The sequence below is a fragment of the Catellatospora bangladeshensis genome (genome assembly GCF_016862575.1).
GTDB lineage: Bacteria > Actinomycetota > Actinomycetes > Mycobacteriales > Micromonosporaceae > Catellatospora > Catellatospora bangladeshensis.
The window spans coordinates 1-19,227 of record NZ_BONF01000020.1; the positions used below are offsets into that span (position 1 = coordinate 1).

Below are 19,227 nucleotides of genomic sequence, written 5' to 3' on the forward strand. Positions count from 1 at the left end.
AGCAACATCGGCATGTTGATCGACACCTCGCGCAACGGCTGGGGCAACTGCGTGCAGACCCCGTGCCAGTCGATCCAGACCACCCGCCCGACCGCGGCCAGCACCTCCACCGTGCTGGACACCTACATCAACCAGTCGCGCATCGACCGCCGTATCCACCTCGGCAACTGGTGCAACCAGGCCGGTGCCGGCATGGGCGAGCGCCCGACCGCCGCGCCGCAGCCCGGCATCGACGCCTACGTGTGGATCAAGCCTCCGGGCGAGTCCGACGGGTCCAGCTCGCTGATCCCGAACGACGAGGGCAAGGGCTTCGACCGGATGTGCGACCCGACCTACGGCGGCAACGAGCGCAACGGCAACAGCATGTCCGGTGCGCTGGGCAACGCCCCGATCTCGGGCCAGTGGTTCTCGGCCCAGTTCCAGCAGCTGATGGCCAACGCCTACCCGGCGCTGTCCTGATCGGCTGAAGGCATGAAGAAGGGCGTTCCCCGCAGGGGGAACGCCCTTCCCTCGTCTCAGCCGGCCAGGCCGACCCGGTCGAGCACCCAGGCGTTGATGAACGCCTCCTCGCGCCAGGCGTCGTAGCGCCCGGACGGGCCGCCGTGCCCCGCCCCCATCTCGGTCTTGAGCAGGTAGTGCCCCTCCGGTGCGGTGTGCCGCAGCGCGGCGACCCACTTGGCCGGCTCGCTGTACCGCACCCGGGTGTCGTTGAGGCTGGTCACCGCGAGGATCGGCGGGTACTCCAGCGCCGCCACGTTCTCGTACGGCGAGTAGCCCTTCATGTACGCGTACACCTCGGGCGACTCCAGCGGGTTGCCCCACTCCTCCCACTCGGTCACCGTCAGCGGCAGGGACGGGTCGAGGATCGAGGAGAGCGGGTCCACGAACGGCACCTGCGCCACGATCCCGGCGAACGCGTCCGGGGCGAGGTTGGCCACCGCGCCCATCAGCAGCCCGCCCGCCGAGCCGCCGCGCGCGATGATCCGGTCCGCGCTGGACCAGCCGCTCTTGGCCAGGTGCCGGGCGCAGGCCACGAAGTCGGTGAAGGTGTTGCGCTTGTGCAGCAGCTTGCCCTCGTCGTACCAGCGCCGGCCCAGCTCGCCGCCGCCTCGCACGTGCGCCACCGCGAAGATGACGCCCCGCTCCAGCAGGGACAGCCGCGGGATGGAGAACCACGGGTCCATGCTCGACTCGTACGAGCCGTAGCCGTAGAGCACGCACGGCGCCGAGCCGTCCAGCGGCGTGCCCGCCTTGCACACGAGCGAGATCGGCACGCCGGTGTTGTCGTCGGCGGTGGCCCACACCCGGTGCTGCTCGTAGCGCGCCGGGTCGAAGGCGACGCCGTCCGGGCCGGGCAGCACCGGCTTGCGCTTGCGCAGCAGCAGCTCGCCGGTGGCGACCACGTAGTCGAACACCGAGTCCGGCGTGACCAGCGAGGTGTACGTGAGCCGGAGCTGGTCGGCCTGGTAATCCGGGTTGCCGGACAGGCCCACCGTGTAGAGCGGCTCGGGGAAGGTGATGTCGCGCGGCTTCGAGGTCGGCTCCCCCACGATCGGGTAGAGGCGCAGGCCGGTGAGGCCGTCGCGGCGCAGCGACACCACGAACAGGTCGGCGAAGGCGTCCACGCCTTCCAGGCGTACGCCGGGGGTGTGCCCGATCAGCTCGCGCCAGTCGGCCGGGGCGTCCACGGACGCCTCGGCCAGCGTGAAGTCCTCGGCGTCGCGGTTGTGCAGGATCAGCAGCCGGTCGCCCTGCGGCTCGACGGCGTACTCCAGGCCCTGCTCGCGCGGCGCGACCACGCGCGGAGCGGCGGTCGGGTCGTCGGCCGGGATCAGCCAGACCTCGCTGGTCACCTTGCTGTGGATGTCGATCTGCAGGAAGCGCTGGGAGCGGCTCAGCTCGACGCCCATCCAGAAGCGCTCGTCGGCCTCCTCCAGCACCAGCGCGTCCTCGCCGGTGGCGCCGACCTCGTGCCGCCACACCTTGTGCGGCCGCCAGGCTTCGTCCACGGTCAGGTAGAACAGCTGCGACCCGTCCAGCGACCAGGCGCTGCCGTAGAACGCGCCCTCGATCCGGTCGGGCAGGATCTCGCCGGTGGCCAGGTCCTTGATCTGGAGGGTGAAGCGCTCCTCGCCGGTGAAGTCGGTGGAGAAGGCGAGCAGCCGCCCGTCGGGGCTCACGTCCAGCGTGCCCAGCGAGAAGAAGTCGTGCCCGGCGGCCAGCTCGTTGCCGTCGAGCAGGATCTCCTCACCGGGCAGCGGCGCGCCGTCGCCGGGCGCGGGCGGGGCGGTCTCGCCCGCCGCCACGGCGCGGCGGCACTGGATGCCGTACTGCTTGCCGGCCTCGGTGCGGGCGTAGTACCAGTAGGCGCCCTTGCGTACGGGCACCGACAGGTCGGTCTCCTGCGTGCGGCCCTTGATCTCGCCGAACAGGGTCTCGCGCAGGCCCGCCAGGTGGGCCGTGGCGCGCTCGGTCCAGGCGTTCTCGGCCTCCAGGTAGGCGGTGACCGCCGGATCGTCCTTCTGCTCCAGCCAGGCGTACTCGTCGAGGACAGAGTCGCCGTGGTGGGTGCGTGTGCTCGCGATCCGCTGTGCGACAGGAGCGGTGGCCGGCCCGCTGGGAAGATCGGAAGTCATGGCGGTAACGCTACCGAAAGAGCGGGTATCGGGGCACCGATGATTGCCGCAAGCGAAATCGGTGGGGTACGATCGAACACATGTACTAATCCGCCGGTTCGGTTCAGGCGCTGATCTCGCGTTTGTGCGCTGCGTGAAGATTTCTCTCGCACGGGTCGCCAGCCCGCGTGCATGCGAGGTGAACTGTTGTCAGGAGCGGCACCTCCATTCGGGTTGGAGCAGGGGATGACGGCACCGGTGCGCGAGGAATCCGAGCTGGACGAGCTGCGGCTCGGCTGTCCGGTGCGTCCTTCCGGCCCGCGGGACCGGGTCGACGGGGCTCGGGTGCGCTGGGTGGCCACCCCGCGCGACCTTGGCGAGGCCGCCTCGCTGATGGCGCGGGCGCACGAGCTGGGCCTCACGGTGCTGCCGCGCGGCGGCGGCTCCAAGATCACCTGGCTCGATCCGCCCGCCGTCATCGACCTGCTCGTCGACCTCGCCGACCTGGCCGAGATCCGCTACGACGAGCGCACCGAGCTGCTCACCGTCGGGGCCGGGGCCGGGGTCGCCGTGGCGCAGGACGTGCTCGCCCGCGCGGGCCGGCGGCTCGCGCTGGACCCGCCGTCGCCGCGGGCCACCTTCGGCGGGGTGCTGGCCGCGGCCGAGTTCGGCCCGCTGACCCACCTCTACGGTCCGCCCGCGGTCCAGGTCGTGGACGCGACCGTGGTGCTGCCCGACGGCACCGTGACCACCGTCGCCGACCGGGCCAAGCTGCTCGGCTCCGGCATCTACGATCTGCGCTGGACCCACCCCGGCGCGCCGCACCAGGCCAGCCTGGTGGTCGAGGCCACCCTGCGGACCTACCCGCAGCCACCCGCCGCGGCGTGGGTGGTCTGCCCGGTGCTGCAGCCGCTGCAGGTGGCCACACTGCGCGACGACGTGCTCTCGGCCAACCTGGCGCCCGCCGCGATCGAGCTGGACATGCCGGGCGTGCGCCGCACCGCCCAGGCCGGCGGGCGGCGGGACGCGACCGGGGTGCTGGCCGTGCTGCTGGAGGGGTCGACGATCAGCCTCGCCGACCGGGCCCGGCTGCTGGTGCACCGGCTGGGCGGCCACGCCTACCTGACCTCCCACGCCCCGGCCTGGTGGGGGCGCTACCCGTTCCGCCCCGACGAGGTCGCGGTGCGGCTCTACGCGCCCTCGGGCGACCTGCACTCGGTCTGCTACGCGCTGGTCGACGCGGTCGGCTCGCCGGTGCCGGTGCGCGGCAGCATCGGCGTGGGCCAGGCGTGGGCCGCGGTGCCCGCCGACCTGCCGCCCGGCCGCCTGATCGCCGTGCTGGAGACGTTGCGGGAGGTGCTGCTGGCGCGCAGCGGCTCCGCTGTGGTGCAGGCCGCCCCGCCGCACCTGCGTGAGCTGCTCGCGCCGTACCGCGTGCCATAATTCGTAACGCTGTGATCGAGACTGACGAGCCGGCTGAGCGCCCCGCGCGGTACCCGGCAGAAGCACCCGCCTCCCAGGCCCTCTTCGACCGGGCGGCGGCCATCGTCCCCGGCGGCGTGAACTCGCCCGTCCGGGCGTTCCGCGCTGTGGGCGGCACCCCACGTTTCATGGTCCGCGGCGAGGGCCCCTGGCTCTTCGACGCGGACGGCCGCCGGTATGCGGACCTCGTCTGCTCCTGGGGCCCGCTGCTGCTCGGCCACGCCCACCCCGAGGTCGTCGCCGCCATCCAGGACGCCGCGAGCCGGGGCACCAGCTTCGGCACCCCGACGCCGGGTGAGGTCGAGCTGGCCGAGGAGCTGGTCGCGCGCACCGCCGCCGAGCAGATCCGGCTGGTCAACTCCGGCACCGAGGCGACCATGTCGGCGATCCGGCTGGCACGCGGGTACACCGGGCGCTCGAAGATCGTAAAGTTCGCCGGCTGCTACCACGGGCACGTGGACGCGCTGCTGGCGGCGGCCGGATCCGGCGTGGCCACGCTCGCCCTGCCCGACTCGCCCGGCGTCACCGGCGCGGGCGCGTCCGAGACCATCGTGCTGCCGTACAACGACCTGGCCGCGGTCGAGCAGGCGTTCGCCGCGCACGGCGCGGACATCGCCGCGATCATCACCGAGGCCGCCGCGGGCAACATGGGCGTGGTCGCCCCGCTGCCCGGCTTCAACGCGGGCCTGGCCGAGCTGGCCCACCGCGACGGCGCGCTGCTCATCATGGACGAGGTGATGACCGGGTTCCGGGTGTCGCGCAGCGGCTGGCAGGGCCTGGAGCCGGTGGACGCCGACCTGTGGACCTTCGGCAAGGTGATGGGCGGCGGCCTGCCCGCTGCGGCGTTCGGCGGCCGCGCCGACGTGATGTCCCGGCTGGCTCCGGCCGGCCCGGTCTACCAGGCGGGCACCCTGTCCGGTAACCCGCTGGCCTGTGCGGCGGGCCTGGCCACGCTGCGGCTGGCCGACGACGCCGTGTACGCGCGGCTCGACGCCACCGCGGCCACGATCAGCGGCCTGGCCGTGAAGGCGCTGGCCGAGGCGGGGGTGCCGCACCGGCTCGCCACCGCGGGCAGCATGTTCTCCATCTTCTTCACCGACGCCGAGGTACGCGACTACGACGGCGCCCGGCAGCAGAACGTGGCCGCCTTCAAGGCGTTCTTCCACAGCATGCTGGCCCAGGGCGTCTACCTGCCGCCCAGCGCGTACGAGTCGTGGTTCGTCTCGGCCGCCATCGACGACGAGGCCCTGGAGCACATCGCCGCAGCCCTGCCCGGCGCGGCCCGCGCGGCGGCGCAAGAGTCATGAGGACGGTCGTTCACCTGCTCCGGCATGGTGAGGTGCACAACCCGGACAAGGTGCTGTACGGGCGGCTGCCGGGGTTCCAGCTCAGCGGGCTGGGACAGCAGATGGCGAAGGCGGCCGCCACCGCGCTGGCCGAGCGGGACATCACCTACCTGGTGTCCAGCCCGCTGGAGCGGGCGCAGCTGACCGCCCAGCCGTTCGCCGAGCAGCTCGGCCTGCCGGTGCACCTCGATCCGAACCTGATCGAGAGCGGGAACTACTTCGAGGGCATGCGGGTCACCGCCGGTGACAACGCGCTACGTGATCCGCGCCACTGGTGGGTGCTGCGCAACCCGCTCAAGCCGAGCTGGGGTGAGCCCTACCGGCTGATCGCCGCCCGGATGATCCTCGCCCTGCACGCCGCCCGCGAGCACGCGCGCGGCCACGAGGCGGTGGCGGTCTCGCACCAGCTTCCGATCTGGACCCTGCGCTGCGCGCTGGAGGGCCGGCGGCTGTGGCACGACCCGCGCCGCCGCCAGTGCGGCCTGGCCAGCCTGACCTCGTTCGTCTTCGAGGGTGATCAGTTGGCGCAGATCACATACTCCGAGCCGGCAGCCCACCTGGGACCCGGGACCGGGCTCGGGGCATGATGGGGCGCGTGACATCGCGCCCCCGCCCCCACGCCCGCCGCGCCGTGCTGGCGTTCGCCGTGGCCGGGCTGGCCACCACCGCGCTCGCCGCGTGCGGCGCGGACGAGAAGCCGCCCGCCGTCGGTGACGTGCTGCGCTTCCAGCCCACCCAGCGCAAGGCCGCCCCCGCCGTCACCGGCGAGCTGCTGGACGGCGGCTCGTACGACCTGGCCGCCCAGCGCGGCACCGTGGTCGTGGTCAACTTCTGGGCGAGCTGGTGCGCGCCGTGCCGGCTGGAGGCCGCCGACCTGGAGCAGGTCGCCAAGGACACGGCCGGCCTGGGCGTGACCTTCCTGGGCATCAACAACCGCGACGACCGGGACAAGGCCAAGGCGTTCACAGCCGCCCGCAACTCGTACCCGAGCATCTTCGACCCGGGCGGCCGGGTCGCCCTGGGCTTCACCGACATGCCCCCCGTGTCCACCCCCGCCACGCTGATCATCGACCGGCAGGGCCGGGTCGCCGCGGTGGTGCGTAAGGCGACCAACATCGCCGAGCTCGGCCCGATCGTGCGCGAGATCGCCGCGGAACAGGCCGGCTGATGCGCCCGGTGGACGCCTGATGGGCACCGACTTCGTCGCCGTGGTCAACGGCGGCCCGCTGGTGCTGGCCGTGGCCGTGGCGACGCTCGCCGGGCTGGTCAGCTTCCTGTCGCCGTGCGTGCTGCCGCTGGTGCCCGGCTACCTGTCGTACGTCACCGGCCTGGTCGGCGCCGACCTCGACGCCACCCTCGGCGACGACCGCAGCGGCCTGGGCCGGGCCCGGCGCGGCCGGGTGCTGGCCGGGGTGCTGCTGTTCATCGCCGGGTTCGCCGCCGTCTTCCTCACCACGACCATCCTGGTCGCGCAGGTCGGCCGGGTGCTGCTCACCCACGAGCGGGTGCTGCAGACCGTCGTCGGCGGGCTGATCGTGCTGTTCGGGCTGGCGTTCCTCGGCGTGGTGCCGGGGCTGGACAGCGAGCGGCGGATCCAGAAGCTGCCCCAGGCCGGGCTGTGGGGCGCGCCCGTGTTCGGCGCGGTGTTCGCGCTGAGCTGGATGCCGTGCCTGTCGCCGACGCTGGGCGCGGTCGGCTCGCTCGCCCTGGTGTACGGCGACACCGGCCGCGCCGTCGTGCTCGGCCTGGCCTACTGCCTCGGCATCGGGCTGCCCTTCCTCGCGCTCGGCCTCGGCATGCGCAAGCTCGGCGGGGTGGTCGGCTTCATCCGGCGCAACTCGCGCTGGGTCACCCGGTTCGGCGGCGCGCTGCTGATCGTCGTCGGCCTCGCCCTGATCACCGGCGGCTGGAACGACTTCGTGATCTGGCTCCAGGTCACCTTCGGCGTCGGGTCGGTGGCGATATGAGCCGTCCGGAGAGCACCCGGCGGGCCCGCGCGAGCTCGCCGGGCGGGACGGCCGGGAGGCAGCCATGACCGTGTCCGAACTCGCCGTCGAGCAGCCGCCCGCGGGCGGGCAGCCGCCGGGACGGCGTACCCCCGGGATCCTCTCCGCCGCGTGGGCCGCGGCGCGCAACGGATGGCGGCAGCTCACCAGCATGCGCACCGCGCTGGTGCTGCTGTTCCTGCTGGCCGTGGCAGCGATCCCGGGCTCGATCCTGCCGCAGCGCTCGGTCAAGGTCGAGGACGTGCAGCGGTACTACGCCGCCAACCCCGGCCTGGCCCCGATCGTGGACCGGCTGTGGGGCTTCGACGTGTACGCCTCGCCCTGGTTCGCCGCGATCTACCTGCTGCTGTTCACGTCGCTGATCGGCTGCGTCACCCCGCGCCTGGCCGACCACGTCCGGGCCATGCGCACCCCGCCGCCGGACGCGCCGAAGAACCTGCACCGCCTCCCGCAGCACGCCGAGCTGGCCACGGCGGTCGACGCGGCCGCGGCGAAGGCGGCGCTGCGCGGCTGGCGCACCGTGCGCCGCGAGCAGGCCGACGGCACGGTCACCCTGGCCGCCGAGAAGGGCTTCCTGAAGGAGACCGGCAACCTGCTGTTCCACAGCTCGCTGCTGGTCATCCTGATCGGCGTCGGGCTCGGCTCGCAGTGGGGCTGGCACGCCGGGCGGCTCATCGTCGCCGGGCCGGAGCAGGTCTTCTGCAACACCGTGCAGCAGTACGACGACTTCGGGCTCGGCCCGCGCATCGACGCGGGCGACCTGCCCGGCTTCTGCCTGGAGCTGACGGACTTCCGCGCCGAGTTCCACGACAACGGCATGCCGATCTCCTTCGAGGCGGACGTGGCCGTCAGCGACGCCGCACACGGCGACCTCGGGCGGCGCTCGTTCCAGGTGAACCACCCGCTGCGCCTGGACGGCGCGAACGTGTACCTGCTCGGGCACGGGTACGCCCCGGTGCTGCGCTACACCGACGCGGCCGGGGTCACCCAGGAGACGGTGGTCCCGTTCCCGTTCACGGATCCGACGCTGACCAGCTCCGGCGTGGCCGCGTTCCCGGACGCCAACGGCAGCGACAAGGCGAAGCAGATGGCCTTCGAGGGCCTCTACCTGCCGACCGCGAACCAGGCCCCGTACATCACCTCCGAGCACCCCGAGGAGCGCAACCCGGCGCTCATGCTGACCGCGTACCGCGGCGACCTCGGGCTCGACGCGGGCATCCCCAGCTCGGTGTACGAGCTGGACCAGCGGCAGATCGAGACCGGCCGGCTCAAGCGCTACGGCGAGGCCAAGCTGCTCCGGCCCGGCGAGACCTGGACCCTGGAGGACGGCAGCCGGCTCCAGTTCCTCGGCACCCGGCAGTGGATCACGGTGTCCATCCGGCACGACCCGGGAGAGCCGATCGTGCTGACCGGCGCGGTGCTGCTGCTGGCGGGCCTGCCCCTGTCGCTGTACGGCCGCCGCCGCCGGGTCTGGCTGCGGCTGCACCCGGACGGGCGCGCCGAGGCGGGCGGCCTGCCGCGCACCGAGTACCCCGGCTTCGAAGACGAGTTCCGCTCCCTGGTGGAAAGGTGGCAACGGTAGTGGCAGCACTCTCCGACAACCTCATGGTCTGCACGGTGCTGGTGTACCTGGTCGCGATGCTGCTGCACGCCGCCGAGTACGCCTTCGGCGACCGCGGCCGGATCGGCTCCGCGGCGACGGCGCCCGCCGCCGAGCGCGAGAAGGAGCTGGTCGGCGCCGGTGCCCCGGTCGTCGCGAAGTCCTCGCACGGCGGCTACGCGGCACCGGACGTCATCGAGTCCGGCGGCGACCGGCCGTCGTGGGCGAGCCGGCTCGGCTTCCTCGCGGTCGTCGCGACGGTCCTCGGGGCCCTCGCGCACTTGGGCAGCGTGGTGACCCGCGGGCTGGCCGCCGAGCGGCTGCCGTTCGGCAACATGTACGAGTTCGTCATGGCGATCACGCTGCTCGGCGTGGTGGTCTGGCTGGTCACCGTGCTCCTGCAGCAGCAGGTGCGCCACGTCGGCCTGTTCGTGATGCTGTTCGAGGTGCTGCTGGTCGGCGTGGCCGGCATGGTGCTGTACACCCCGGTCGGGCCGCTGGTGCCGGCGCTGGACTCGTACTGGTTCGCCATCCACATCGGCGCGGTGGCCACCTCGTCCAGCCTGTTCATGATCGGCGGCGCTGCCTCGATCATGTTCCTGGTGCGCGCCGGCTACGACCGGGGCAAGCGCGGCTTCCTGTACGCCTTCGGCGGCCGCCTGGCCAACGCCGAGGCGGTGGAGCGGCTCAGCTTCCGGCTGCACGCGTTCGCGTTCCCGATCTGGACCTTCGGCGTCACCGCGGGCGCCATCTGGGCCGAGGTCGCCTGGGGCCGCTACTGGGGCTGGGACCCGAAGGAGGTCTGGGCCTTCATCTCCTGGGTCGTCTACGCCGGCTACCTGCACGCCCGCGCCACGCCCAGCATCAAGCGCACCACCGCCGCCTGGATCGCCGTCATCGGCTTCCTGACGATGCTGATGAACCTGTTCGGCGTCAACATCTTCTTCACCGGCCTCCACTCCTACGGCGGCGTCTAGAGCAAAGGAAGGGCACCTTCTTAACGCTATGCGTAGAGGAAGGTGCCCTTCTTAACGCCTGCGGGAAGCCGGTCACCAGAGGCGGTCGATGACGCCGGGGTACAGGGCGACCCGGGTGCTGGGGAAGGTGTGGGCGTGGGCGCGGGCCGTCGCGGTGAAGAACGCGGCCACGGTCACCTTGTCGAAGCGGTCGGACGGGAACGGGTCCTCAGGCGTGCCGCCGACCAGCACCGTGCCGGGCAGGTGTCGCCAGCCGGCGCTCTCGTAGAAGGTGCGCAGGCCGCTGTCACAGGTGAAGATGCCGAGGTCCGCGCCGCTCCGCTCGATCGCCTCGCGTGCCGCGGCGACCAGGTGACGGCCGTGACCCCGGCCGCGGAGCCTGCTCGCGGTGACCACCCGGCTCAGGCCGCGAGCCTGGAAACGCTGCCTCGCGTGGGTGATCTCCTTGGTCAGGATGTCGAGACTCGCGACTACCGTGCCCTTGTCGTCGACGAGCAGCATGGCGATCGGCGCCAGCGCCGGGTCGTGCCACTGGCCGGCGTCGTCATCCTCGCCGTGCCCGTCACTCTCGTGCCCGTCACGCTCGTGCCCGTCACTCTCGTGCCTGGCAACCTCGTCGCTCGGCCAGGCCTCCTCCTGCAGCGCGAGCGCTTGGCGGCGCAGCGCGGCGGGGGTGTCCCGCTCGGCGAAGGTCACGATCCGCATGGCGCAGCAGCTTAACCCCGGTCCCTGTCCCTGGGCAGGGCCCTGTCCCTCGGCCGGGCGCGGTCGGACATGCGACGGCGCCGCCGGGGCCGCTCCCGGTGCCCGCTGCCGGGCGAGCGGCGTTCTGCTGGCAAGATCGCGAGTTCGTGTCCAAACCTGAGGTCAGGCTGCACTTCTGGACACGAAACCGCGATCATGACCGCGCCTGCCGTGGCGCGGCCCTCCCCAGGAGTTAAGAAGGTGCCCTTCCTTTCAGCAGGTGGTGGTGGTCCAGGTGGTGTAGGGGTGCTGCCAGGTGAGGCAGTACGTGGCGAAGGCGGCGCCGGGGTCGGTGGGGACGTCGGCGTTCCAGGGGCGCAGGGGGGCGTCGGGGGCGGATTTGAGGGCGACGTCGGAGACGGTCAGGGGTGGGATGGTGAGGGCGCCGGGGTGGACGGGGTCGGCGTGGACCTCGACGTACTGCTCGATCTGGGCCTGGCCGGTGAGCGGGAGCGGGCGGCTGGTGAGCAGGTGCCAGGTGTCGCCCCACCACAGCCAGGCCTGCCAGGCGGGGCTCGCGCCGGTGGACTCGGTCTGCAGGTGCAGCCACAGCCGGTCGCCCGGCCTGACGTCGTACTGGTCGTAGAAGGCCCACGCGCGGGTCGCCGTGTCGTACGTGTAGACCCGCTGGCGCCCCGTGCCCGACCAGCCGGTCTCGGTCCAGCCGACCTCCAGCCAGGCCGCGCCGTCGCCGGTCTTGGCCATGAAACGCGCGGCGACGAAGTCGTACGTGCCGGGCCGCACCGCCACGTCGCCGACCTCGATCCGCCCGAGCACCCCGGACCAGCGCCCGCGGGTGGTCGCGCCGAGGTGGTGGTAGCCGGGGCTGGGCACCGCCGCGGTGACGGGCTGCACGACGGTCGCGTGCGAGCGGCACGTGCCGGGTGCGTGCAGGCTGGGCGGGCCGCTGGGCGCGGTGACGGAGGCGGGACGCCCAACGGGGCAGTCGGGCATGGCGTCGGCGTGGGCGGGGGCGCAGCCTGCGGTGAGGGCGAGCAGCACGACCGCCGCGAGGCGGGCGAGGCGGGGGTTCACATCCCGGTCAACCGGCCGCGACGGGCGCGGGTGACGATGCCGTACGCCGCACCGCGTCGCCCCTCCCCGGCGGGGTGACGGCACGGATGCGAGGATGCCTGCATGGCGGCACCGCGTTTCCCCTTCGACGACCTGCAGGGCTTCCTCGGCGCGCTGGAGCGGGCCGGCGAGCTGCACCGGGTCAAGGTCCCCGTCGATCCCACGCTGGAGATCAGCGAGATCGTCACCCGTACGGTGCGGGCCAAGGGCCCCGCGCTGCTGTTCGAGAAGCCGACGCGCGGCATGATGCCGCTGGCGATCAACATCTTCGGCAGCGACCGCCGGATGGCGATGGCGCTGGGCGTCGACGACTTCGACGAGATCGGTGCGCGCATCGGCGAGCTGGCCAAGCCGGAGCTGCCGCAGGGCTTCAGCGGCATGATGGACGGCCTCGGCAAGATCATGCAGCTCAAGTCGCTGCCCCCGAAGCGGGTCAAGAGCGCGCCCTGCCAGGAGGTCGTGCTCAAGGGCGCCGAGGTCGACCTGAACATGCTGCCCGGACTGCAGATGTGGCCGGGGGACGGCGGGATCTACCACAACTACGGGTTGACCCATACCAAGCACCCGGAAACCGGGAAGCGCAATCTGGGTCTCTACCGGCTGCAGCAGCACTCGCACAACACGATCGGCATGCACTGGCAGATCCACAAGGACTCGACGGCGCACCACGCGGTGGCCGAGCGGCGCGGCGAGCGCCTGCCGGTCGCGGTCGCGTTCGGTGCCGACCCGGTGGTGTCCTACTCGGCGAGCGCTCCGCTGCCCGGTGACATCGACGAGTACCTGTTCGCCGGGTTCCTGCGCGGGGAGCGGGTGGAGCTGGTCGACTGCCTGACCGTGCCGCTGCAGGTGCCCGCCAACGCCAACATCATCCTGGAGGGGTGGGTCGAGCCGGGCGAGCGGCTGCCGGAGGGCCCGTTCGGCGACCACACCGGCTTCTACACGCCGGTCGAGCCGTTCCCGGTGATGCACGTCGAGGCGATCACGATGCGCCGGGACCCGATCTACCACTCGATCATCACGAGCAAGCCGCCGCAGGAGGACGGGCCGATCGGCCGCGCCACCGAGCGCATCTTCCTGCCGCTCATCAAGATCCTGGTGCCGGACATCGTGGACTACCACATGCCCGAGGCGGGCGTGTTCCACAACTGCCTGGTCGTCGCGATCAACAAGCGGTACCCGAAGCACGCGCAGAAGGTGATGAGTGCCGTGTGGGGCGCGCACCTGCTCAGCCTCACCAAGCTGATCGTGGTGGTGGACGACGACTGCGACCCGCGCGATCTCCAGGAGGTCGCGTTCCGCGCGTTCGGCAACGTCGACTACGCGCACGACCTGGTGCTCACGCAGGGGCCGGTGGACCACCTCGACCACGCGTCGTACCAGCAGTTCTGGGGCGGCAAGGCCGGGGTCGACGCCACCCGCAAGCTGCCCACCGAGGGCTACACCCGCGGCTGGCCGGAGGAGATGCGGATGGCCCCCGAGGTCGTCGCGAAGGTCGACAAGCGGTGGAAGGAGTACGGGTTCAAGTGAGTACCGCCACCGCGGTCCCCGAGCTGGAGCGGCCGGGGAAGGTCAAGTCGTTCCTCAAGCTGGTCGCGATCGAGCACTCGGTGTTCGCGCTGCCCTTCGCATACCTGTCCGCGCTGGTCGCGATGGACCGGGAGCTGGGCCGCATCGACTGGCTGACGCTGCTGCTGATCACGGTCGCCATGGTCGGCGCGCGCACGTTCGCCATGGCCGCTAACCGGATCATCGACCGGCACATCGACGCCCGCAACCCGCGCACCGCCCAGCGAGAGCTGGTCACCGGAGCGGTGAGCGTGCGCACCGCCTGGCTCGGCGCGGCCGTCGCGCTCGTGGTCTTCATGGGCGCCACGCTGGCCCTCAACCCGCTGTGCGCGCTGCTGGCGCCGCTCGCGGTGGTGCCGCTGGTGCTGTACCCGTACGGCAAGCGCTTCACCGACTGGCCGCACGCGATCCTGGCGCTGGCCCAGGCGGTCGGCCCGATCGGGGCGTGGCTCGCGGTCACCGGCACCTTCGCCGGGTCCGGCCCGGCCTGGCTGCTGGGCCTGGCCGTGGGGCTGTGGATCGGCGGCTTCGACCTGATCTACGCCTGCCAGGACGCCGAGGTCGACCGGCAGATCGGCGTGCGCAGCGTGCCCGCCCGGTACGGCGTGCGCGCCGCGCTGCTGATCTCGACGCTGACCCACGTGGTGACGTTCGCGCTGTTCGTGTGGTTCGGGATCTGGGTGGGTCTGGGCTGGCCGTGGTGGATCGGGCTGGCGCTGACCGCGGGGGCGTTCGCCTACCAGCACGTCATCGTGACCCCGACCGACCTTTCCAAGGTCAACCGCGCCTTCTTCACCGCCAACGGGTTCGTGGGGATCGCGCTGTTCGTCTTCGCGGTGCTCGCGCTGGTGGTCTAGGGGTGGTTGTGCTGGAAGGTTGATCGCTGTTTCGTGTCAGAACCTGTGGTCTGACTGCACTTTCTGACACGAACTCGCGATCATCGCGCGTGCAGCCGGACCAGCCAGGCTGGCAAGCCGCGCAAAACGGGCGGGTCAGCGGTGGCCGAGGTGGCCGATCCAGCGGGTGAGCAGCGTGTGCGGGACGCCTGCCGCGTCGAGGACCTTGCCCGCGACGAAGTCGATCAGCTGCTGGGCGGTGGCGTCCGCGCCGGAGCCGTAGAAGCCGGGGCTGGCCGGGAGGACCACCGCCCCGGAGTCGATCAGCTCGACCAGGTGCAGCAGATGGCTGCGGGTCACCGGGGTCTCCCGCGGCACGATCACCACGGGCCGGCGCTCCTTCAGGTTCACCTCGGCGGCGCGCTGGAGCAGGTCCTTGGACAGGCCGAGGGCGATGCCCGCGCAGGCGGCCGTCGAGGCGGGCACGACGATCATGCCCCTGGCCCGGTAGGACCCGCTGCTCGGCCCGGCCGCGAGGTCGCCCGCGGGCCAGTAGCGCAGGTCGGCGCCGTCGACCGGGACGCCCAGCCAGGCCGCCAGGTCCTCGCGCCAGTGCGCGTCGCGGAACGCCTGCCCGGTCTCGTCGAGGATGGTCAGCCGCGCCGCCCGGGATACGACCAGGTCGACGGCCTGGCCCGCGTCGCACAGCGCCCGCAGCACCGCGGCGGCGTACGGCGTGCCCGACGCGCCGGACACCCCCAATATCCAGGGAGTACGCGGGGCGTCGGCGGCGGGCACACCGAAACACTATCCGGCTGATTGACCGGCCCCGCGCCCGCGCCTAGCCTCGGCGCATGCGAGCCCAGCCCGCCGACGTCCGGATCGCGGTCGAGATCGTCGTCAACCGCCCGGTGGAGCAGGTGTTCGCGTACCTGTCCGATCTGCGGCACGACCCGCACTGGTGGGGCGGCATCCACTCGTCGCGCCGGATCAGCGGAGACGGTGGCGTGGGCACGGTCTACGAGCTGGACGCGACGCTGCTGCGGGTGCGGCACCAGACCACGATCGAGGTGATCGCGCAGGAGCCGCCGCTGCGCCAGACGATCCGGGTGCGCACCGGTCCGCTGCCGTACACGGCCTACTACGAGTGGACCCCGGAGACGCCCGAGCGGACCAGGTTCCGCCTGGTCGCCGAGATCGTCGCGGCCCGGCCCTGGCGCTGGTTCGGCCCGCTGCTCAGCCCGGTGCTGTCGCTGCTGGCCCGCCGCTACTTCCGGCGGGTCCCCGCGATCCTGGAGGCCTCGCTGCCGGAGTGACCGGCTCAGACGGCGTACTCGCCGAGCGGGTCGGTGTGCGCGTGCGAGTACATACGCTCGTGGAAGCGGACGAAGCGCTCGACGACGGCGCCCGCCCGGCGGTCCTTCAGCCTGGTGTCGAGCGCGGCGAGGCCGGCCGCGAGCCGGGCGCTGTGCAGCGCGTACAGGCCGGAGTAGTAGGCGAGGCTGTCCGCCAGCGCGGCCAGGGCGCTGGTCGCGTCGGGGGCCCGGCGGGCGTGCCACAGGGCGACGTTGGCCTCGCCGTTGAGGATGTCCTTCTGCAGCCGGTTGAAGGTGTGGTCGGGGTCGTCGCCCGCGGCGAGCATCGCGATGGCGTCCTCGGTGCTCTCCCGGCCGCTGCGCTGGCAGGCCAGGGCGATCCGGTTGAGCAGCGCGCCCTGCTGCACCGGGGGCAGGCGCAGCAGCCGGGTGCCGATGTCGTTCTGCAGCCGCACCAGCAGCGCGGCGTCGGCGAGCAGGTCGCTGAGGCTGCCGTCGGCCAGCACGGCGCGGTGCGCGGGCACGGGCGCCAGCACGTCGTTCAGCACGCACACCAGGTAGCCGAGGGTCGGCACGACCAGGATCGTCTGGCCGCCGAGCGCGGCGAGTTCCAGCCGGGACACGTGTTCGGCGCGCAGGGTGCGCTCGACGGCGCCGTACCGGTCGGCCAGCCCCTGGCGCACCAGCGATCCGGTGGGCAGCCCGGCGACGGTGTCGACCAGGTCCCGGCAGCTCTCCACATTGGTGACCAGTGCCGCCCACAGGCCGTACTCGACGTCCAGCAGCAGCGGGGCGGCCCCGCCGACGTGGCGGGTGTACTCCTCGGCCATCCCGGCGAGCTTGCCGCCCACCAGGCTCTGCTCGAACCGGGACGCGTGCCGGGCGGCCTCCCGCGCGGGCCCGGACAGCAGCAAAACCGCGGGGGTACGCCGGTCCGGCAGCAGCGCCTGGAGCATGGCCCGGTTGAGCGCGCCGATGAGGTCGCGCCGCCGCTGCCGGGACGGGTCGAGGTCGGGCTGCCCGAGCCCGATGCCGAGGTCGTCGGAGACCACCTCGAAGACCTGGTAGGCGTTCATGTGCCCGGCGAAGCGGAGCATGGTGGGCCAGTCGTCCTCGTCCACCAGCCCGCTGAGCAGCCGGGTGTTCATGGTGACGAGCTGGATGACCCCGGTGCTCTGCAGGTACTCGTGGCGGCGGGGGTTCTCCGGGGAGTAGGCCCAGGCGGTGAAGTCGCGGTAGGGGCCGGCGGGCATGTGCCGCGTGATCGTCTCGGTCAGCGCCGAGCACGTCGCTTCCAGCAGCTGGGCGGCGCGCCGGTTGGTTGGCATGCGGGCGACTCGTTCCTCGGGTCCGGCACGGGCCACGCGGGTCGGTGGCCCGTGGGGCGGAACCCGGCGCGTCTCGCGGGTGCCGTGTTCCGGGGCGCCGGGTCAGCGCCGCTGATGAGGGTACGACCTACGCGGCCGTCGTGTCGTACCGCTCACCGCATCGTCCTGCTTGGACGGTCGTCAGTATCCTCCCGGTCGGCTGCCGGCCGCCCGCGGTGCCGCGCTCGGGCCCGGCTGGGCCGCGGGGGCGGGGCCGCCCGGCGGGTTGTCCTCGTCGAACTCGCCCTCACCCTCCAGCAGCGCCCGCACCTCCGACTCCCGGAACCGGCGGTGGCCGCCGGGCGTGCGGATGCTGCCGATGCGACCGGCCGCTGCCCACCTGGTCACCGTCTTGGGGTCGACCCGGAACAGCGCGGCCACCTCGCCAGGTGTCAACAGGCGATCTCCTGTGTCCACGCCCACCTCCTTGCGTCGACGGAGTCGGTTGGGACGAACCCGGTTGCCGCCTCCGCTGGGACGTACGCCCAATTAGAGCACCTACATGAACAGATGTCCCTAAAATGGTCGTATGCACCTTTTGGGGGGTTCGCGGCTGTACGTCGCGAACCTCATTCGTATATTGCCCGAAGATGCGCCCCTCCGTGCCCACTCTGGAAGAAACTGCCTCTAAGGTGCTCTGTGTGGACGCGATCGACCGCAACCTGCTTGACCTGCTGCGTAACAACGCCCGCCTCTCCTACGCGGAGCTGGCGCGCCAGGTCGGCCTCTCCGCGCCCGCGGTGCACGACCGCGTCGGCAAGCTGGAGGCGTCGGGCGTGATCCGGGGCTACCACGCGGATGTGGAGCCCAGCTCCATCGACCTCGGCGTGACCGCGCTGATCGGCATCGTGGCCGATCCCGCCGTGGACATGGAGGACGTCAGCGCGGCGCTCACCGAGCTGGACGAGATCGAGTCCTGCTACTTCATGGCCGGCGAGGAGTCGTATCTGGTGAAGGCCCGCGTGGGCACCATCGCGGAGCTGGAGCAGCTCATCGTGCGGTTGTCGCGCACCCGCGGGGTGGCCCGCACCCGCACCGCGATCGCGCTGTCCACCACCTTCGAAGGCAGGCCCAGGCCGCTGCTCGGCTGAACCTGTTACGGTCCGCTCATGGAGCAGCTGGACAGGTGTTGTGACGACGACCGGGCATGGGTGACCGAGGCGATCGGCAAGGTCGCCGCCGACGCCAACCGCAGCGCGGACACGCACCTGCTGCCGTTCCCGCTGCCGGAGGCCTGGGGCGTCGACCTCTACCTGAAGGACGAGTCGGTGCACCCCACCGGATCGCTGAAGCACCGGCTGGCCCGTTCGCTGTTCCTGTACGCGCTGTGCAACGGCTGGATCCGCCCCGGCACCACCATCGTGGAGGCCTCGTCCGGCTCCACGGCCGTCTCCGAGGCGTACTTCGCGCGCATGCTGGGGCTGCCGTTCATCGCGGTGATGCCGGCCTCCACCAGCAAGGAGAAGATCGAGCTGATCGAGTTCCAGGGCGGCGAATGCCACCTGGTGAGCGATCCGGCGCAGGTGGTCGTCGAGGCGCGCTGGCTGGCCGAGGACCGCCGCGGGCACTTCATGGACCAGTTCACCTACGCCGAGCGGGCCACGGACTGGCGCGGCAACAACAACATCGCCGAGTCGATCTTCCAGCAGATGTCGCAGGAGCGGCACCCGGTGCCGGCATGGATCGTGACCGGCGCGGGCACCGGCGGCACCTCCGCCACCATCGGCCGCTACGTCCGCTACCAGCGGCACTGCACGAAGATCCTGGTGGTGGACCCGGAGAACTCCGCCTTCTACCCGGCGTACGAGACCGGCGACTGGTCGGTGACCACCGGCAAGGGCTCGCGCATCGAGGGCATCGGGCGGCCCCGGGTCGAGGCGTCGTTCCAGCCCGACATCGTGGACCGCATGGTGCGGGTGCCCGACGCGGGCTCGCTGGCCGCGATGCGGGTCGCCTCCGAGGTGCTGGGCCGCCGGGTGGGCGGCTCCACCGGCACCAACCTCTGGGGCGCCTTCGGCCTCATCGCCGGTATGCGCGAACGGGGCGAGACCGGATCCGTGGTGACCCTGCTCTGCGACGGCGGCGAGCGCTACGTGCACACGTACTACGACGACGCCTGGCTGGCCGACCAGCACCTGGACCTCACCGGCCCGCTCACCACGGTCCGGCAGTTCCTCCAGACCGGCACCTGGCAGGACTGACCGCCGCCACGTCACATCAGCTGGGTTGTAGCTACAACCCAGCTGATGTGACCCGCGACAGGAAACCCTTTGGTTGCCATGGCAACCCCTGTGTTGC

General features: G+C 72.2%; 19 protein-coding genes. 13 read left to right on the plus strand and 6 right to left on the minus strand.

Annotated features, from left to right (window positions below; genetic code table 11):
* Window positions 1-459: glycoside hydrolase family 6 protein (locus Cba03nite_RS18435; protein WP_203747498.1), on the plus strand; the 459-nt coding region annotated here is incomplete at its 5' end.
* 56 nt (window positions 460-515) lie between these two features.
* On the opposite strand, the gene Cba03nite_RS18440 is transcribed toward Cba03nite_RS18435, so the two are convergent.
* The gene (locus Cba03nite_RS18440) at window positions 516-2,636 is read right to left on the minus strand and encodes a S9 family peptidase (RefSeq protein ID WP_203747501.1); all 2,121 of its coding nucleotides are present in this window, start codon (window positions 2,634-2,636) and stop codon (window positions 516-518) included.
* A gap of 225 nt (window positions 2,637-2,861) precedes the next feature.
* Between Cba03nite_RS18440 and Cba03nite_RS18445 the strand changes: the two genes are divergently transcribed.
* The 7 genes from Cba03nite_RS18445 (at window position 2,862) to ccsB (ending at window position 10,026) form a co-directional block, all read left to right on the plus strand.
* On the plus strand, window positions 2,862-4,058 hold the full coding sequence (locus Cba03nite_RS18445) for an FAD-binding oxidoreductase (RefSeq protein ID WP_203747504.1): 1,197 nt from the start codon (window positions 2,862-2,864) through the stop codon (window positions 4,056-4,058).
* Window positions 4,059-4,072: 14 nt separating this feature from the next.
* A complete protein-coding gene (hemL, locus tag Cba03nite_RS18450; RefSeq protein ID WP_203747979.1) occupies window positions 4,073-5,404 on the plus strand; it encodes a glutamate-1-semialdehyde 2,1-aminomutase in 1,332 nt (443 codons plus the stop codon).
* A complete protein-coding gene (locus tag Cba03nite_RS18455) occupies window positions 5,401-6,030 on the plus strand; it encodes a histidine phosphatase family protein (RefSeq protein WP_203747507.1) in 630 nt (209 codons plus the stop codon). Before hemL ends, Cba03nite_RS18455 begins: the two co-directional genes overlap by 4 nt.
* 8 nt (window positions 6,031-6,038) lie before the next feature.
* Complete coding sequence (locus Cba03nite_RS18460) at window positions 6,039-6,611, plus strand: TlpA family protein disulfide reductase (RefSeq protein ID WP_239125848.1); 573 nt, start codon at window positions 6,039-6,041, stop codon at window positions 6,609-6,611.
* 19 nt (window positions 6,612-6,630) lie between these two features.
* A complete protein-coding gene (locus tag Cba03nite_RS18465) occupies window positions 6,631-7,410 on the plus strand; it encodes a cytochrome c biogenesis CcdA family protein (RefSeq protein ID WP_203747511.1) in 780 nt (259 codons plus the stop codon).
* A 64-nt stretch (window positions 7,411-7,474) separates the two neighbouring features.
* Window positions 7,475-9,031 (plus strand): cytochrome c biogenesis protein ResB, encoded by a 1,557-nt coding sequence (resB, locus tag Cba03nite_RS18470; RefSeq protein ID WP_203747514.1) that lies wholly within the window; start codon window positions 7,475-7,477, stop codon window positions 9,029-9,031.
* A complete protein-coding gene (gene ccsB, locus Cba03nite_RS18475) occupies window positions 9,031-10,026 on the plus strand; it encodes a c-type cytochrome biogenesis protein CcsB (protein WP_203747517.1) in 996 nt (331 codons plus the stop codon). The genes resB and ccsB overlap by 1 nt, the downstream gene beginning before the upstream one ends.
* A gap of 72 nt (window positions 10,027-10,098) precedes the next feature.
* On the opposite strand, the gene Cba03nite_RS18480 is transcribed toward ccsB, so the two are convergent.
* The gene (locus Cba03nite_RS18480) at window positions 10,099-10,731 is read right to left on the minus strand and encodes a GNAT family N-acetyltransferase (RefSeq protein ID WP_203747520.1); all 633 of its coding nucleotides are present in this window, start codon (window positions 10,729-10,731) and stop codon (window positions 10,099-10,101) included.
* Between the two features lie 252 nt (window positions 10,732-10,983).
* Window positions 10,984-11,805 carry a hypothetical protein gene (locus Cba03nite_RS18485; RefSeq protein WP_239125881.1) on the minus strand — a complete coding sequence of 274 codons (822 nt, stop codon included), beginning with the start codon at window positions 11,803-11,805 and terminating at the stop codon, window positions 10,984-10,986.
* Between the two features lie 102 nt (window positions 11,806-11,907).
* Here Cba03nite_RS18485 and Cba03nite_RS18490 point away from each other — a divergent pair, with 102 nt between their 5' ends.
* Both Cba03nite_RS18490 and mqnP read left to right on the plus strand, forming a co-directional pair.
* A complete protein-coding gene (locus Cba03nite_RS18490; RefSeq protein WP_203747523.1) occupies window positions 11,908-13,371 on the plus strand; it encodes a menaquinone biosynthesis decarboxylase in 1,464 nt (487 codons plus the stop codon).
* Window positions 13,368-14,267, plus strand: coding sequence for a menaquinone biosynthesis prenyltransferase MqnP (mqnP, locus tag Cba03nite_RS18495; RefSeq protein WP_346112578.1), 900 nt, complete (start codon window positions 13,368-13,370; stop codon window positions 14,265-14,267). The genes Cba03nite_RS18490 and mqnP overlap by 4 nt, the downstream gene beginning before the upstream one ends.
* 135 nt (window positions 14,268-14,402) lie before the next feature.
* On the opposite strand, the gene Cba03nite_RS18500 is transcribed toward mqnP, so the two are convergent.
* Window positions 14,403-15,044, minus strand: coding sequence for a UbiX family flavin prenyltransferase (locus tag Cba03nite_RS18500; RefSeq protein ID WP_203747529.1), 642 nt, complete (start codon window positions 15,042-15,044; stop codon window positions 14,403-14,405).
* Between the two features lie 56 nt (window positions 15,045-15,100).
* Between Cba03nite_RS18500 and Cba03nite_RS18505 the strand changes: the two genes are divergently transcribed.
* Entirely contained in the window at window positions 15,101-15,562 is a 462-nt protein-coding gene (locus tag Cba03nite_RS18505; protein WP_203747533.1) for an SRPBCC family protein, read from the plus strand.
* A 5-nt stretch (window positions 15,563-15,567) separates the two neighbouring features.
* On the opposite strand, the gene Cba03nite_RS18510 is transcribed toward Cba03nite_RS18505, so the two are convergent.
* Both Cba03nite_RS18510 and Cba03nite_RS40525 read right to left on the minus strand, forming a co-directional pair.
* Window positions 15,568-16,890 carry a hypothetical protein gene (locus Cba03nite_RS18510; protein ID WP_203747536.1) on the minus strand — a complete coding sequence of 441 codons (1,323 nt, stop codon included), beginning with the start codon at window positions 16,888-16,890 and terminating at the stop codon, window positions 15,568-15,570.
* A 180-nt stretch (window positions 16,891-17,070) separates the two neighbouring features.
* Window positions 17,071-17,346, minus strand: coding sequence for a BldC family transcriptional regulator (locus tag Cba03nite_RS40525; protein WP_305834553.1), 276 nt, complete (start codon window positions 17,344-17,346; stop codon window positions 17,071-17,073).
* Between the two features lie 224 nt (window positions 17,347-17,570).
* Between Cba03nite_RS40525 and Cba03nite_RS18520 the strand changes: the two genes are divergently transcribed.
* On the plus strand, window positions 17,571-18,020 hold the full coding sequence (locus Cba03nite_RS18520; protein ID WP_203747539.1) for an Lrp/AsnC family transcriptional regulator: 450 nt from the start codon (window positions 17,571-17,573) through the stop codon (window positions 18,018-18,020).
* 18 nt (window positions 18,021-18,038) lie between these two features.
* Complete coding sequence (cds1, locus tag Cba03nite_RS18525) at window positions 18,039-19,130, plus strand: L-cysteine desulfhydrase Cds1 (protein ID WP_203747542.1); 1,092 nt, start codon at window positions 18,039-18,041, stop codon at window positions 19,128-19,130.
* Window positions 19,131-19,227 lie beyond the last annotated feature (97 nt).